General features: G+C 57.7%; 13 protein-coding genes. 6 read left to right on the top strand and 7 right to left on the bottom strand.

Annotated features, from left to right (window positions below):
* Positions 1 to 206: 206 nt before the first annotated feature.
* From ACR0KX_RS13210 to ACR0KX_RS13185, 6 genes are all read left to right on the top strand, one after another.
* The gene (locus ACR0KX_RS13210) at positions 207 to 1247 is read left to right on the top strand and encodes an FHA domain-containing protein (RefSeq protein WP_170622137.1); all 1041 of its coding nucleotides are present in this window, start codon (positions 207 to 209) and stop codon (positions 1245 to 1247) included.
* A gap of 3 nt (positions 1248 to 1250) precedes the next feature.
* Positions 1251 to 2036 (top strand): protein phosphatase 2C domain-containing protein, encoded by a 786-nt coding sequence (locus ACR0KX_RS13205; protein ID WP_170622138.1) that lies wholly within the window; start codon positions 1251 to 1253, stop codon positions 2034 to 2036.
* 20 nt (positions 2037 to 2056) lie between these two features.
* Positions 2057 to 3319 (top strand): transporter substrate-binding domain-containing protein, encoded by a 1263-nt coding sequence (locus tag ACR0KX_RS13200; protein ID WP_170622139.1) that lies wholly within the window; start codon positions 2057 to 2059, stop codon positions 3317 to 3319.
* Positions 3320 to 3363: 44 nt separating this feature from the next.
* Complete coding sequence (locus ACR0KX_RS13195) at positions 3364 to 4470, top strand: transporter substrate-binding domain-containing protein (protein WP_170622140.1); 1107 nt, start codon at positions 3364 to 3366, stop codon at positions 4468 to 4470.
* Positions 4471 to 5078: 608 nt separating this feature from the next.
* Positions 5079 to 6035 (top strand): ATP-grasp domain-containing protein, encoded by a 957-nt coding sequence (locus ACR0KX_RS13190; RefSeq protein ID WP_480708502.1) that lies wholly within the window; start codon positions 5079 to 5081, stop codon positions 6033 to 6035.
* On the top strand, positions 6035 to 6691 hold the full coding sequence (locus ACR0KX_RS13185; protein WP_480708501.1) for an HAD family hydrolase: 657 nt from the start codon (positions 6035 to 6037) through the stop codon (positions 6689 to 6691). The genes ACR0KX_RS13190 and ACR0KX_RS13185 overlap by 1 nt, the downstream gene beginning before the upstream one ends.
* On the opposite strand, the gene ACR0KX_RS13180 is transcribed toward ACR0KX_RS13185, so the two are convergent.
* From ACR0KX_RS13180 to rfbG, 7 genes are all read right to left on the bottom strand, one after another.
* A complete protein-coding gene (locus ACR0KX_RS13180; protein ID WP_480708500.1) occupies positions 6661 to 7773 on the bottom strand; it encodes a glycosyltransferase family 4 protein in 1113 nt (370 codons plus the stop codon). The two genes, ACR0KX_RS13185 and ACR0KX_RS13180, sit on opposite strands and share 31 nt — an antisense overlap.
* Before the next feature lie 5 nt (positions 7774 to 7778).
* Complete coding sequence (locus tag ACR0KX_RS13175; RefSeq protein WP_170522875.1) at positions 7779 to 8801, bottom strand: glycosyltransferase family 2 protein; 1023 nt, start codon at positions 8799 to 8801, stop codon at positions 7779 to 7781.
* Positions 8798 to 9760, bottom strand: a complete 963-nt coding sequence (locus tag ACR0KX_RS13170) for an NAD-dependent epimerase/dehydratase family protein (RefSeq protein WP_480708499.1) — start codon at positions 9758 to 9760, stop codon at positions 8798 to 8800. The genes ACR0KX_RS13175 and ACR0KX_RS13170 overlap by 4 nt, the downstream gene beginning before the upstream one ends.
* A 10-nt stretch (positions 9761 to 9770) precedes the next feature.
* Positions 9771 to 11009 (bottom strand): class I SAM-dependent methyltransferase, encoded by a 1239-nt coding sequence (locus tag ACR0KX_RS13165; protein ID WP_480708498.1) that lies wholly within the window; start codon positions 11007 to 11009, stop codon positions 9771 to 9773.
* A 239-nt stretch (positions 11010 to 11248) separates the two neighbouring features.
* A complete protein-coding gene (locus ACR0KX_RS13160) occupies positions 11249 to 12367 on the bottom strand; it encodes an acyltransferase family protein (protein WP_170453765.1) in 1119 nt (372 codons plus the stop codon).
* Entirely contained in the window at positions 12364 to 13572 is a 1209-nt protein-coding gene (locus ACR0KX_RS13155) for a DegT/DnrJ/EryC1/StrS family aminotransferase (protein WP_170453766.1), read from the bottom strand. The genes ACR0KX_RS13160 and ACR0KX_RS13155 overlap by 4 nt, the downstream gene beginning before the upstream one ends.
* A 24-nt stretch (positions 13573 to 13596) precedes the next feature.
* Entirely contained in the window at positions 13597 to 14721 is a 1125-nt protein-coding gene (gene rfbG / locus ACR0KX_RS13150) for a CDP-glucose 4,6-dehydratase (protein WP_170622147.1), read from the bottom strand.
* Between the last annotated feature and the right edge of the window lie 6 nt (positions 14722 to 14727).

The following is a 14727-nucleotide window of genomic DNA, read 5'->3' as shown; positions in this document are numbered from 1 at the left end:
TGACCGGTTCGAATGTGATTTGCCAGTGTGTATTTGCTGAGGATGGCCGCCTTTCAGGCCATCCTGACGGGGACCGGCCCGCCGCAGAAGGTAAGAGTTTTCCAGGTTTTTCAATATGATGAACGCCGCTGTGCTGTCTTGCGCAGAGGTATGTTGCAGCCCCCGGCACACATGTTGCGTGCCAAGAGATTGAAGGTGTCGACGCCATGTTCAAATACAAAAGCCCTCTTAGCCGGCTTCTCGAAGGCGCCGGCAAAGCCAAAGAAGACGAAGCCACGGAAACCACGTCGGCAGCGGCCAGCGAAGATCCCATCGAGGAAAAGCAGGAACAGCCCATCGCTGATTTCAACGCCCTGCGCGCGGCGCTGGCAGGCGGGAATATGTCATCCGAATCCTATGAGGAAACGGATGAATTGATGCCGGAAGAAAAGATGCCGGACTTTTCTGAGGAAGATGCCGCAGAGGTTGAGGAGCCGGTTGAGCAGTCGATCTTTGTGGAAGACGAGGCCGAAACGGCTGACATGGGTGCAGAGGAAGAAACGCCCGCACCGGTCGCGGATGAGCAGATCGTGACCCTGCGCCTGACCACCGAAGACGCGGTTGAGCCAATCGAAGAAGCACCCTCTGAGCCGGAAGCGATTGCTGAGGAACCGGTGCAGACCCCCGTTGAGGAACCGGTCGCGGAAGAACCAGTGGCAGAGGTCGTTGAAACCCCCGCCCCGGTGGCTGAAGCCGCGCCTGAAGTGACGCAGGAAGTTGAGGCAGCGCCACAGCCCGCCCCGGCGCAGGACCGCCGTTCGCGCGTCAAGACCACATTCCTTGGGTTCGAGCGTGCCGACACGCATGTTCAGGACCTGATGGAAACCGCTGAGCCGGTCGCTAAAACCGAGGCCGTGCAAGAGACCTTCCCTGTCGGGTGGCTGGTTGTCACCTCGGGGCCCGGACGTGGGGCCAGCATCACCTTGACAGAAGGTCTGATGCAGATTGGCCGCAACGACGATCAGGCGATCCAGCTGGACTTTGGCGATACGGGGATTTCCCGCTCGAACCACGCGGTGATTGCTTATGATCCGGAAGATCGCAAATGCTATCTGGGCCATGGCGGCAAGGCCAATCTTGTGCGCCTGAACGGCAAGCCGGTGCTGAGCACTGTGGCGCTGTCCAGCGGCGACCTGATCCGCATCAGCGAAACCTCGATCCGGTTTGCAGCCTTCTGCGACGACGGCTTTGACTGGCGGGATTCGTAATAGATGCTGGCGACTCCGGCATATGATATTGCGCTGATCCTGAACCAGGGTCAGCGAGACACGCAGGAAGATGCCGTGGCCGCGCGGATGTTCGATGCGGTCGACGCGGGTTACATCGTGATCGCTGACGGCATGGGCGGTCACGAGGCGGGCGAGGTCGCCTCGGAACTGGTAATCGCATCCTGGCGCGAGTCGCTGGATGCGGAGCTAAGCGGTGACACCCTGGCTGAACCCGCAGCGGTTGATGCATTGCCCCTGGCCGCGATGCTGGCCAACACGGCGATTGCGAACCACAACGAAGAAAAAGGCGGCGGCTTCAATATGGGGTCAACGCTGCTGGGCGCGCTTTTCCTTGACCAGCGGATGTACTGGATTTCAATCGGTGACAGCCCGCTTTATCTGTTTCGCGATGGTGTTCTGACACAGGTCAACGAAGACCATTCGATGGCCCCCGTGATCGATGCGCAAGTGGCCGAAGGCAAGCTGACCGAGGCGCAGGCGCAGTCCCATCCGGATCGCAATCAGCTGACCTCGGTTGTCATGGGTGGTGCGATCCCTAAGGTTGACTGCCCTGAAACGCCGCTGACGCTGAGCTCGGGTGATGTTGTGATCCTTGGCAGCGACGGGTTGCAGACCCTCTCGGACAGCGAAATCGAGGCTGTTCTGCGCGAACACAAAACCGCATTGGCACAGGAAATCGCGGACGCGTTGCTGCGGGCCGTTCTGGCCAAGGCCAATCCAGATCAGGACAACCTGACAATCGCAATCGCGAAACCGACACGACCCTAACAGGCAAAGCAACAGGACCCATGAGAAAGCACCTAATCATATCAAGCCTTGCCCTTGCCGCCGCCACCGGCGCGGCCTCGGCGCAAGAGGCATGTTCGACCTACGAGATTCAGCGCGGCGACAGCCTGCGAGAACTGACGATCCAGGTCTATTCGACCGAGGATTTCCGCATCATTTACGATGCAAACCGCGATGTCATCGGGTCCAACCCCAACATCATCCGTGTCGGTGACGTTCTGACCCTGCCCTGCCTCGAAGACGTCGGCCGTGCGGTTGCTCCGCCGGAAACCGAGGCGGAACGTCTGGCCGCCGAAATGGCATCGGAATTGGTGAAAGCCGCAGAAGAGCGTGCGGCGAAGGCGATTGCCGATGCCGAGGCCCGCGTTGCGGCGGCCGAGGCCGAAGCCAAGAAAGCCAGCGAAGACGCCGTTTCGGCGGCCAAAGCGTCGGCGGTAGAAGAGATTGAAGCGGCCCGCGCCGAAGGTGCCGCGTTGATCCGAGAGGCCCGGTCGGAAGACCGCCCCGAGATCCGCGACAGGCAGATTCTGCTGATCACAGGCGGCAACTACGCGCCGTTCACCGACGAGGAATTGCCGAACCGTGGGCTTTACACCCGTCTGGTCGAAACCGCGATGCTGCGCGCCGCGCCCGAGCAGGCGTATAAGATTCAGTTCGTCAACGACTGGTCCTCGCATCTGGACCTGCTGATGCCAACGCTGGCCTTTGACGGAACCTTCCCGTGGTCGCGCCCCAATTGCGAAGAGGCGGCAACCCTGTCTGAAAGCGACCGTGAGCGCTGTGAAACCTACAATTTCTCGAACCCGTTCTACGAAGTTGTGGATACGTTCTTTGCCCTTGAAGGATCGGGTTACGAACAAACGCTGACCTATTCCGATTTCGCGGGCACGACCATCTGCCGCCCCGAAGGCTGGTCGCTATCGCATATGGATGCCGTCAGCCTGTACGAGCCGGTCATCAGCCTGATGCGTCCCGTTTCGCCGGATGACTGTTTTCACGCGGTCATCGAAGGGCGCGCGGATATCGTCGCAATCGAAGCCCATCTGGCGGTCGAGGCAATCTCGCGGCTGGGCTATGAGCATCGCATCATCGAAAACCCCAACCTTGCGGCGATCAAGTCGCTTAACGTCATGACCCACAAAGATAATCCTGATGGGGAAGCGATCCTTGAGACGCTGAATCAGGGTCTGACAATCATGCAGCAATCCGGCGAATGGCGCGACATCGTGTCGTCTGCACTGCGGCATCAAATGGAAAATGGCTAAGGCCCCAAATGGCCTGACAAACGAATAGTCTGGAGGAAGTGGACATGTTTGAATTTAATCTGAAGAAAGTTGTAATGTCGGCCGGCGCCGTTACCGCGCTCAGCGCCGGTGCTGCCGCAGCACAAGAGGCCTGCACCAACTACACCGTTGCAGACGGCGACACGATGGCGACCATCGCGATTGCCGCCTATGGCACCTCGAACTATCAGCCGATCTTCAACGCGAACCGCAACATCATCAACAACCCCAACGCGCTTGAGCCCGGCCTGGTCCTTGCTCTGCCCTGTGAAGATGGCAGCCTGCCAAACGGCCAATCGGCGCAGGAAATCATCGCAGCGGAAGAACAGCGCGCGGCCGGCGTCAAGCGTTCGAACGTCTACGCCCCGCCGATTAAGATGGTTGCCGGTAACGGCTGGGAGCCGTTCACAACCGAGGCGCTGAGCGGCGGCGGCATCATGACCCGTCTGGCAACCACCAGCCTGCAGCGGGCTGGCAACAGCCGCGATTATTCGGTCAGCTTCGTAGACGACTGGAGCTCGCACCTGGAGACCCTGTTGCCGCTTGGGGCATTTGATATCTCGATCGCCTGGACCGTTCCGGATTGCACAAACCGCACATACGAATGGTCGGCTGAAACAACGGCGCGCTGCACCCAGTTTGTTGCGTCTGTTCCGGTCTACGACGTCGTCGGTGGCTTCTTCACTCTGCCTGAAAGCCAGTATGCAAGCGCAACGGATTTCAGCGATCTTGAAGGGTCCACCATTTGCCGGATGGCGGGTTGGAGCATGGTTGTTCTGGAAGAAGTTGGCTTGAACCGTGAGAACACAACCGTCGTTCAGCCCAGCTCTGCGCGTGAATGTCTGGATGCGGTTCTGACCGGCACCGCGGATGTGGCGGCGTTCGAAGTTGATCTGTTTGCATCCACCATGAACGACATGGGCCTGACCTCGGCTGACATCATCGAAAACCCATATGTTTCGACCCTGTCGTCGATGAGCTTCCTGGCGCACCGCACCAACCCGTTCGCGCGCGAATACATCGCGATGATGAACAAGGGTCTGAACGAAATGCGCGAGTCCGGCGAATGGTACGCAATCATTTCGGACTCGCTGCGCGAGCAGAACGAAAAACTGAACGCAGCTTCGAACTGATCCCTCGGTTCAGCTGAACTCACTGGGCCGGTCCTGTGACCGGCCCTTTTTTGTTTTTGAGTCCCGGTCGTGCCCGCTGAGTTCCAGGCCATTCGGATCGTGCAAGTGGATGGTCACAGCCAACCCCAGCGACCTTGCGTGCCTTCCTGCGCAGGCAAGTATACAAAAGCCAGAAAAGCGTGTTTTTGGTGCTGGAAAAGCAAATGGCCAGCACCCCAAATGCTGGCCATTCAACGAGTGAGTGATTTAGCCTTGCGGCCTCACCGGTTGTAAAACTTTGTTGGCCTCAAATTACACAGATAAACCCTGCACGAGAATTAGGGGAATCCCGTAGAAACGGTAAAATTCTAGTCAAGTGCTTGTTTATGTGCGCATTTAAGTCGGTTCTTTGGCCGATCTGCACTATGTTTCGCGGTCATCCGAACCTATTGGCCGGTTCGGTACATGCCGGTAGGGTGGTGGGATGTTTCGACGGTTGATCACAACCGCACGGGGCAAAATATTTCGCCTCAACGGCGCGATGAGCGTTCACAGAATTACCTTAACCATGTAACTGTAGGTCTGTGTAGTTGTTTGATATTTTATAGGTAAACATGGCTCGTCGCGCCTTGAAACTTCTTCTTTGTTCCGCTGGTCGTCGCGTTGGGTTGCTGAACTGCTTTCGTGCGGCCGCCGAACGCCTTGAATGTGATCTCGAAATTCTTGCATGTGATTTGAACCCGGATGAAAGCGCCGCCTGCGCTTTGGCTGATCAGGCGTTTGCAGTGCCAAGAACCGACGATCCCGGTTACATCCCTGCTGTTTTACAGATCGTGCGCGATCATGGTGTGGATCTGGTGGTCCCCACGATTGATCCCGAACTGTTGCCCCTGTCCGTGGCGCTGGACGAATTCGCCGCCGTAGGCGCGCATGTGCATGTCTCGCCCCCGAATGTGATCGAGGTTGTTCGGGACAAGCATCAAACCTCTGCCGTTCTGGCCGCGGCCGGAGTGCCCGTTCCGCGCACATTGGATCACGCGGGAGTTCTTGAGAATCCAGACGGTGTGTCCTGGCCAGCTTTCGCGAAACCAAGCGGCGGCAGCGCCAGCCGCGGGCTTCAGGTTTTCAATTCGATAGACGAAGTGCCCGACGTTTTCCCCGAACCCATGATCTTTCAGGACAATCTGAGCGGATCGGAATACACGATTAACATGTTTGTCGATCAGGAAGGCCGACTGCAAACGGTGATACCGCACAAACGGATCCAGATCAGGGCGGGTGAGGTCGAAAAGGGCCGCACGGAACGCCGCGCTGACCTGCACAAAATTGCCGAGGGGATTGTGCACGCACTGCCCGACCTGCGAGGGGTGGCGTGCTTTCAGATCATTGACGACCCGAAACTTGGGCCATGCGTCATCGAAATAAACGCGCGTTTTGGGGGGGGATACCCGCTGGCGGACCATGCAGGCGCGCCGTTTGCGCAATGGTTGCTGGAAGAGGTGGCCGGATTGCCATCGTCCCCCCATAACGATTGGCGCGACGGGGTGCGCATGATGCGGTATGACAGCGCCGTGTATATCGATTGATGCTGGTCTTTGATCTGGATGATACCCTGTATCTTGAACGCGATTTTGCGTTCAGCGGGTTTGCATATCTCGAACGCTGGGTCGCAGAACATTACGGCGTTTCAGGATTTGGACCTGCCTGTCAGAATATCTTTACAACCGGAGACAGGCGGAAAATCTTCAATACCGCCTGTGCGTTGCTTGGGCTACCAGACACTCAGGACTTCATTGGTCGACTGGTGCAGGAATACCGGCTGCACGTTCCAAAAATTCAGCTCAGCCCGGACGCGGAACGGTTTCTGAGTGCCGCAAGCCATCCGATGGGGTTGATCACCGATGGGCCGGAACGGATGCAGCGCAACAAAATCGCCGCGCTCAAGCTGGAACAGCGTATCGCGCATATTCGCCCCACCGGCGCTTGGCCCGAGGGGTTTGGAAAACCGCATCCCCGCGCATTTGAAGAAATGGAAAGCCTGGCCCCCGGCGGGTCAAAAATGGTCTATGTCGCGGATAATCCGGCCAAAGACTTCGTGACGCCGAACGCGATGGGATGGCAAACGGTGCAGGTTTTGCGGGCCGGAGCCGTTCACGATCCCAACCCACCGGATCAGGCGCACGCCGCGCAGGTAAGGATCATTGACTTCGATCAGTTGCCGGACGTGATCGAGTTTTCCTGAAACATCGAGTGGCTTGGAACAATTTGATCGATGACCTGATCCCAGTCACTCAGCACCCGAGAGGGTTGCAGCCAGTACCGGTTTTCCACCGCAGATTGCCTCATTTTCGCAAGGCTGTCTTTGTCCGTCAGCAGCCCTGCCACTGCGTTCGCCAACGCCGGGGTGTCCTCCGGAGCAACGAGGATGCCGTTCTCTCCGTCCCGGACAATCTCTCGCGGGCCGTAGGCGCAATCGAAGGCCACAACCGGCAAGCCGGAAACGGTTGCCTCGGCAACCACATTGGGAAACCCTTCGAACCGCGACGGGAACACCAGCACATCTGCGTCCTGCATCCAAGCGCCGGGTCGCGCGCTTGATCCGGGCAATTGAACACGGTCGGTCAGACCCATTCGTTGAACCTGACGCTCAAGCTCATCGCGTTTTGGGCCATCACCAAAAATCGTCAATTTGGCGTCAGGCACCCGGCTGATGATTTCGGGCATGGCATCCAGCAACAGGTCAAACCCCTTTTGCCATTCCAACCGGCCCACGGCGACCATGTTTGCGGCCCCCTCCCCCAACGTGACATCCGAAAAAGGCGCGCAAGGATTGGGAATGACATGTGTGTGGTTCGCCAAAGCGTCAGGTAAATCCTGACGGGCGCGTTCGGTTTGCATCACGATGGCCGTGGCCGAGCGGGCCAGCGTATTGAACCCTTTCAACCAGATCGGATGGGCGTGCTGCGCTTGCGGATTGTTACGCTCTGACACCAAAACGGGGACGTTCAGACCCGTGTTTGCCAACAGGGTCAGCACGTTGATCTTGGTCAGGAACGACATAATCAGATCAGGTTGCACCTGCCGCACAGTCTGCCGGATATGAAGCAACCGCCGAAATTGCACCAGCTTTGAGAATCCGTCGCCGGGGTGAATAACATGCAGGTTCGTCGCCTCGGGGTAGTCGAAATACGAACTGTTGTCGGGGGGTGCCATCCCGACGATATGCACCTCATCCCCAAGGCTCAACCGATGCTCGGCGATCATCGCGATGTTCTTTTCCGCCCCACCTGCACCAAAACCGCCTTGAACCATTAACAACTTCATGGGGGTTACTCGGCCGCGTTGTGCAGACGGCCACTTATTCCGCTATCTGGCAAATCTGCGTGTTGCGATTGGGTGTCCGGGATGGTGTGCAACGGATGGGGCGCGTTCACCTCTTTCTCGATCAATGGACGGTTCAGGTCTTTGGATTGAAGGAAAATCCGGCCGATATACTCGCCCAGGATCCCAAGGAACATGGCGTTCAGGGTCATCGATAACAGCAGCAGGATCGTTGTCGTCGCAAAGCCGCCGGGCCAATCCTGCCCGAAAAACAGCTTCCCGATGATGTAGCCCATCATCAGCAAAAAGGTCATCAGGCCCACGGTCAGGCTGATCATCGAGGCCAGTCGCAACGGCAGCAGCGAATGGTTGATCAACCCGTCAATGGCCAGCGACAGCATTGCCTTGAACGGAAACTTTGACTCGCCTGCGGTCCGGGCATCGCGATCATATTCAAACCCGACCTGCTGAAATCCCATGCCGCTGATCAATCCGCGCACATAGGGCGAGCGGTCGTCTACAAGGCGCAGTTCGTCCAGAATGCGGCGATCCGTCAGGCGGAACTCACCCGCGTTTCTGGGTAGATCGTCATTGCTGATCATGTCGATCAACGCATAGAAACCCCGCCGGGCCGCGGCCACAATCGGACCGTCGGGCAGGCTGCGGCGAATGCCATAGACGACGTGATTGCCCTGCCGCCACAAGTCCAACATCATCGGGATCAATTCGGGCGGGTCCTGCATGTCGCAATCCAGCTGAATCGAACATGCGCCGTTGGCAGACCGATACGCAGTCAGAACCGACGATTGATACCCCATGTTTCGGGCAAAGCGGATTACACGGACCCGGTGATCCTCGGCTGCGATCTCGGACAGAATGTCAAAGGTGCGGTCCGTCGAATGGTTGTCGGTGAAGATGATCTCGGGCTCGTAATCGGGCAGATTGTCGAAGACGTTGACAACCCGGTCATAGGCCGTTTTGACGTTGTCTTCCTCATTCAAGGCCGGAATTAGAATGGATACCAGTGTCATGCGCGCGCTCCCGCCGTCGCTGATGATGCTTTAAACTGCTTTGCCCATTGAAAAGTGCGTGTCAGGCCGTCCAACAGTAAAATCGCGGGTTGCCAACCATATCGCGCCTTCATCTGGCTTGCGTCGGGCAACAGGACATTTGGCTCATCAACCGGTGCATCGCATTTTAGCATGCTTTCACCGGCTCCGGCCAAAGTTCTTAGATGCTGAACCACCTCTGACATTTCGGGCGCATGGCCCGTGCACAGGTTGATGACCGGGCCCGCTTTTTCAGGGGCGTCTGCGATTTCCATCAAGCCCTGAACGACGTCATCCACATGGATCAGGTCCCGCCGGTCATGGGGCCGCCGAAGGTGAACAGGTCTGTTGCTGAGCAGGTTTTCAATAACCTGAGGGATCAGGAAATCTTCGGATTGTCCCGGCCCGTAGGTCAAAGCCAGACGTGCGGTCACGGCGACAAAGGGCAATCTGGACGCCGCCATCTCAAGGTATTTCGTGCCCGCCAAAAGAGATGTTCCGTACGCGTTTATGGGATGTTCCCGCTCTGTTTCTACAAAAGGCAGGGGAACATCACCGTATTCTGCGATGGTACCGGTTCGGACAAAGGCCCGAGGCGGCGACGCGCAGGTCGCGGCCGCCTTGATCAGACGGGTTAAACTCTTGAGGTTTTCGTCGATGCTCTGATCCAGGTCCGAAAGGTCTGGCGCGTTCGAAAACCGTGTTCGTGCCGCTGTGTGAAACACCGTGTCCGGAGCAAAATCCTGAAGGCAGTCGCGCAGCGCGTGCTCATCAGAATAGGCGCAGCGATACGTCGCAACGTCTGACACAGCGGTCCCGAGACGGCCAAGCGATGATCCCGGCCGTGTCAGGATCGCAACCTCGTCCCCCCGGTCCAGACAGGCCCGAGTGAGGTGCGATCCGATGAACCCTGATGCGCCTGTTATGAGGACACGTGCCATCGCCGGATCCTCAGGGAAGGATAACCGGCATTGGCAGCGGGACGATGAATTTTCCGCCCTGGGCTTCGAACTCGGCCATTTGTTCGCGGATCTCGTCAAAGAAGTTCCAGGCCAGCACCAGCAGGTAATCGGGCTTGCGCTCAAAAACCGCTTCGGGCGGCAGCACCGGGATCAGCTTGCCGGGCGAATACAGCCCCTGCTTTAGCGGGTTGCGGTCGACCAGGAAATCAAGCGTCTCAACCCCGATGTCGAAATAGTTCAACAGTGTGTTGCCTTTGGCCGGTGCGCCGTAGCCTGCGACTGTCTTGCCGTCGGCTTTCAGGTCGGCCAGAATTTTCAGCAGGCTGTCGCGCAGCTCGTGCACGCGGTCGGCGAACTCTTCATAACTGGCGCGGTTGGTCATCCCTGCCGCGGCCTCGTCCGCTAGCATTTCGGCCACGATGGGCGCAGGCGTTTTGTTCAAAGTCGCGCGCTGCATGAACACCCGCATCGAACCGCCGTGGACCGGCAGTTTGGTCACGTCGACAACGTCCAGACCCACCGCTTCTCCCAGCTTGACGATGGACAACAAGCTCAGTTCCGAGACGTGCTCGTGATACACGTTGTCAAATTCATTGGTTTCCAGAATGGCTTTGCCCCAAGGCACCTCAATGATGAACACACCATCGTCGGTCAAAAGATCAAGGACACCGGCGGTGAAACCGTGCAGGTCGTCGATATGGTTAAAGGTATTTGTTGTCGTGATGACGCTTGCAGGGCCTTCCTGTTCGCGCACAGTCTTGGCGGTTTCCGGGTTAAAGAAATCAACATGGACCCGCACGCCACGCTCATTCGCGATTTTGGCAAGGTTCGCCGCCGGATCGATTCCCAGACATTTGCCACCCAGCCCGTTTGCGTGGGACAGCATAAGCCCGTCGTTACAGCCGATATCCACGATCATACCGCCTTGCGCGCGATCAACCGCCACCTGGGCGAGCCCCGCGAAATGGGTATGCATCGTAGCCGCGCCAGACGGCACGTAGAGGTAATCGGTGAAGAAATCAGCCGGAACCTGGTCGGCGACCTGTATCAGGCCACAGTCCAGACAGGCCTGCGTGTTCAGCGGAAATGCGGGTTGCGGTTCCGACAAGTCCTGCGTTTTGGCGAACATATTGGCCGGAGGGTGATTGCCCATCGGCAATACCAGCATCAGATTTTCTGATTTACAGGCCCGGCACGTTGTGCGGGATGTTGGACGTACACTCTGCATATTCATCACACTACCTTCATTTCAATTCAATATGCGCAAAAAGCGCGACAGCTATCTGTTTTAGGTTGCGTACCGTTTGCGGTTATGTGTCCGGCAACCGGTATCTCAGGAAGTTCTGCGTCACAGAATTGCTTAGCAGATGGTTCAAACACAGCGTTGCCTTGGGGGCGTATTACCAATCTGTGCCTGTGTCTTTTTCCTTTCCTCCTTTTCGGCGAATGCGACCCGATGATTTCGGATCAAAACACCTTTTGCTTGAACACCTTCTGATACAGCCAGGTTTCGACCGTTATGTGCGCCAGATGCGCGACCAGTACGCCCAGCGGAATTGTCACCAGGATAAAAATCGAAACCGACAGCGGAAAGTTCGAACCGAACCACCCCATCTTTTCGAAGACCATGCGCATTGGCAGGTACACGTAGGGGTGTGTCAGGAACATGCTGTAGCTGATCGTGCCCAGATAGAAGATCCATTTGCTGGAAAAAACGCGGCCACTGATGCTGCCCGGTGATATGGCCAGCATGAAATACAAGACCGAGAACACGATGGTCAGTGTCACATTCGGATCGACGAAATCTGACGGGATATAGAGAACCTTGCCAAGTTGCAGGAAATAGACCGCGCCACCAAATGCCAGTATCTCGCCAACCGGAACCAGTTTGCCGGTTGGAAGCATGCCCCGATCTGCAAGCAGCCGGATCATCACGCCGCCAAGGAAGAACAGCGTCGCCGGGAAATAGAGTGTGAAGGCCACCGCAGCCAGTACAGACAGCGCCAGACCGATCTTCGATGGGCGATGGATGGCAAATGCCATGACCAGCCCGGTCAGAAGGTAGAACCACATCTCATAGACAATGCTCCAGGCGTTGGGGGTCAGTTGCCCGGTATTGGTGAAATTGGTCAAGAACGTTAAGGCCAGAAAGATCTTCCACGGGTCCTTCAGTTCCGGCGCCGTGTTGGTGACCGCGTTCAACACGATGAACAACATCGTCATGGCAAAGAACAGCGGATAGATCCGAATCAGACGTCGCGCAGCGAACCCGCCCGGCGAATATTTGATCGAGCTGGGAAGGATAACGAAGCCGCTGATGATAAAGAAGAAAAACACTACATTGGTTCCGAAGTTCCAATAGTGTTCGAGACCCGCGAAAACAGAAGGATCATCTGCATAAGCGTTCAGTGCGGTCCCCCCGGCCAGATGGGCAATGAACACCATCAGCGAGGTTACGCCCCGAAAGGCATGCACCGTCATATTGAACGACGCGGCATGCCCTTTCGGTGCCGCCTGCGCCTTTGCTGAACCCTCAGCAGGCGCGGCGATCTCCGGAGAAACCTGGGTCTCTCTGACGTCGGTCATGCAGGGACCTTCCTTGCGCCATGCGTTTCGGCGAATTTGTTAAAGGTTTCATGCATATAGGCAATCTGCGCGTCGTCCAGACCGTGGTGGCACGCCAGAAGGATACCGCCACGCATCACCGCATCGGCAGCGGGATAGCCGTCGGGGCTGGTTTGGCACGTGACATTCTTCATGGCCGGTTGTCGCAGGATGTTGCCGGTAAAGACGGGGCGGGTCTGGATGTCCGACTTCTCAAGATAAATCTGCAATTCGCGGCGCGTGAACGGCGCGCCTTCGCGCAGGGTCAATGGGAAGGCCAACCAACCGGTCCGCGAACCCGGCAGTTGTTCGGGCAGGATGAACCAGTCTTCATACTGGGCAAAGAACGCCCGATGCGCGGCAAATGCCTTTTCGCGAACCTGAATATTGTTGTCCAGTTTGCCCAGTTGAACCAAGCCAAAGGCGGCGCTGATCTCGGACGGTTCCAGATTGTAGCCGAGGTCTTCAAACAGGAATTTCGCATCATACTCGATACCGTCCAGCATCACGTTGAAGCGGTTCTCGATGGCCTCGGATTCCACAAACAAGGACGACGAACGCCCCCATGAGCGCAGCAACAGCGCTTTGCGGCCCAGATCGTCATCATTGACGCACAGCATGCCGCCATTGCCCGCACCGTTGATGACATGGCTGCCATAGAAGCTGGTGGTTGAGACGTCGGAATAGACACCCGTGCTGGTTCCATCAATTGTCGCGCCCAGCGTATCGGCGCTGTCTTCGATCACTTTCAGACCATGGGCATCGGCCAGTTCGCGGATACGGCGCCAATCGGGCAGGTTGCCAATCAACGATGGGATCATCATGGCCGAAGTTTTCGGCGTGATCATCCGTTCGATGGCATCCACATCGATATTGTAAGTCCCTGGGGCCGCATCGACAAATGCGGGGATCAGGCCCTGTCGGACCAATGGGGCCACGGTTGTCGCAAATGTCAGCGCAGGCGTAATGACCTCACTGCCTTTCGGCAGGTCAAGGATTTCCACGGCGAGGTAGTTGGCCGATGATCCGGAATTGACCATCACACCATGGCGCTTGGCAAACAGGGCCGAGACCTGCTGCTGCATCTCGCGCACTTTGGGGCCCATTTGCGTGGATGTTTTCAGCACCTCGACCACGGCATCGATCTCTTCCTGGCCATGCACTGTTTGCCCGTAATTCACTCTCATTAAAGTCGTCTCCTTAGAAAACTGCTACTGGGCCGCAAGCGGCGGTTGCGCGTACCGCTGCGACGACATCAAATTGCTGTAGTGATCGATCTGCGCATCGGTCAGACGCGCCATATCCTCGCCCGAAAGCTGAGCCTTGTACCATTCAACCGTCATTCGAATGGCTTCGGACAGGTCCAGTTGCGGCCGCCAGCCCAACTGTGACTGGGCCTTGGTGCTGTCCAGCCGAAGCAGCCCGGCTTCGTGCAAATCATCCGGCGGGGTGCCAAAGGTAAACTTGGGCGCGCCGTCCCCCCAGGTCTCGGTCATTATCTGCGACAGGCTACGGACATTCACTGTTCCGGATACATCCGGCCCGAAGTTCCACGCGCCCGCAAAATCCTGACCGGACCCCAGCAGCCGTGCCGCCAGGGCCAGATAGCCTGACAACGGCTCAAGCACATGTTGCCAGGGCCTGATGCTGTTGGGGTTGCGAATATGAACCGGCGTGTTCTCTGCCGCGGCGCGGATGATGTCGGGGATCAAACGATCCTCGCTCCAGTCCCCGCCGCCAAACACATTGCCCGCCCGTACGGTGGCCAGACGCGGGCCGTCTGGGTCGGCAAAGAAGGAATGCGCGTAGGACTGCGCCAACAGCTCGGTACAGCCCTTGGAGGCGCTATACGGGTCTTTGCCGCCCATGGGATCGTTTTCGCGATACCCCCAGACCCATTCCTTGTTGTCATAGCATTTGTCACTGGTGACAACGACAACCGCCTGCAAGGATTTCATCCGCAGCGCGGCGTCCAGAACATGCGCCGTGCCCGAGACGTTGGTGGCAAATGTTTCCGCCGGGCTTCGGTAAGATCGGCGAACCAAAGGTTGCGCGGCCATGTGAATGACCAGATCGGCATCCACATCCGCAAGCGCCTTGTCAACCGCTGCCGCATCGCGAATGTCGGCAAACCGACTGTCGGTGAAACCGTCGACCTTGCACAGGTCAAAGAACCCCGGCCCCGGCTCAGGCGGCAGGGAAAGTCCGACGACGTCTGCCCCCAGCTTTCTGAGCCAGGCACAAATCCACCCGCCCTTGAAACCGGAATGCCCGGTTACAAGAACCCGCCGCCCGGCAAAAGCGGCGTCAAACTGAGGATCGACTTGGTCCGTCATGTTCCG

The organism is Ruegeria sp. BG5 (genome assembly GCF_056538425.1).
This window is presented reverse-complemented; position numbering and strand designations above follow the sequence as displayed.

Excerpts from the sequence above, each read along its gene's own strand:
- ACR0KX_RS13210 (WP_170622137.1), top strand. The coding sequence starts at position 207 with ATGTTCAAATACAAAAGCCCTCTTAGCCGGCTTCTCGAAGGCGCCGGC.
- ACR0KX_RS13205 (WP_170622138.1), top strand. The coding sequence starts at position 1,251 with ATGCTGGCGACTCCGGCATATGATATTGCGCTGATCCTGAACCAGGGT.
- ACR0KX_RS13200 (WP_170622139.1), top strand. The coding sequence starts at position 2,057 with ATGAGAAAGCACCTAATCATATCAAGCCTTGCCCTTGCCGCCGCCACC.
- ACR0KX_RS13195 (WP_170622140.1), top strand. The coding sequence starts at position 3,364 with ATGTTTGAATTTAATCTGAAGAAAGTTGTAATGTCGGCCGGCGCCGTT.
- ACR0KX_RS13185 (WP_480708501.1), top strand. The coding sequence starts at position 6,035 with ATGCTGGTCTTTGATCTGGATGATACCCTGTATCTTGAACGCGATTTT.
- ACR0KX_RS13180 (WP_480708500.1), bottom strand. The coding sequence starts at position 7,773 with ATGAAGTTGTTAATGGTTCAAGGCGGTTTTGGTGCAGGTGGGGCGGAA.
- ACR0KX_RS13175 (WP_170522875.1), bottom strand. The coding sequence starts at position 8,801 with ATGACACTGGTATCCATTCTAATTCCGGCCTTGAATGAGGAAGACAAC.
- ACR0KX_RS13170 (WP_480708499.1), bottom strand. The coding sequence starts at position 9,760 with ATGGCACGTGTCCTCATAACAGGCGCATCAGGGTTCATCGGATCGCAC.
- ACR0KX_RS13165 (WP_480708498.1), bottom strand. The coding sequence starts at position 11,009 with ATGCAGAGTGTACGTCCAACATCCCGCACAACGTGCCGGGCCTGTAAA.
- ACR0KX_RS13160 (WP_170453765.1), bottom strand. The coding sequence starts at position 12,367 with ATGACCGACGTCAGAGAGACCCAGGTTTCTCCGGAGATCGCCGCGCCT.
- ACR0KX_RS13155 (WP_170453766.1), bottom strand. The coding sequence starts at position 13,572 with ATGAGAGTGAATTACGGGCAAACAGTGCATGGCCAGGAAGAGATCGAT.
- rfbG (WP_170622147.1), bottom strand. The coding sequence starts at position 14,721 with ATGACGGACCAAGTCGATCCTCAGTTTGACGCCGCTTTTGCCGGGCGG.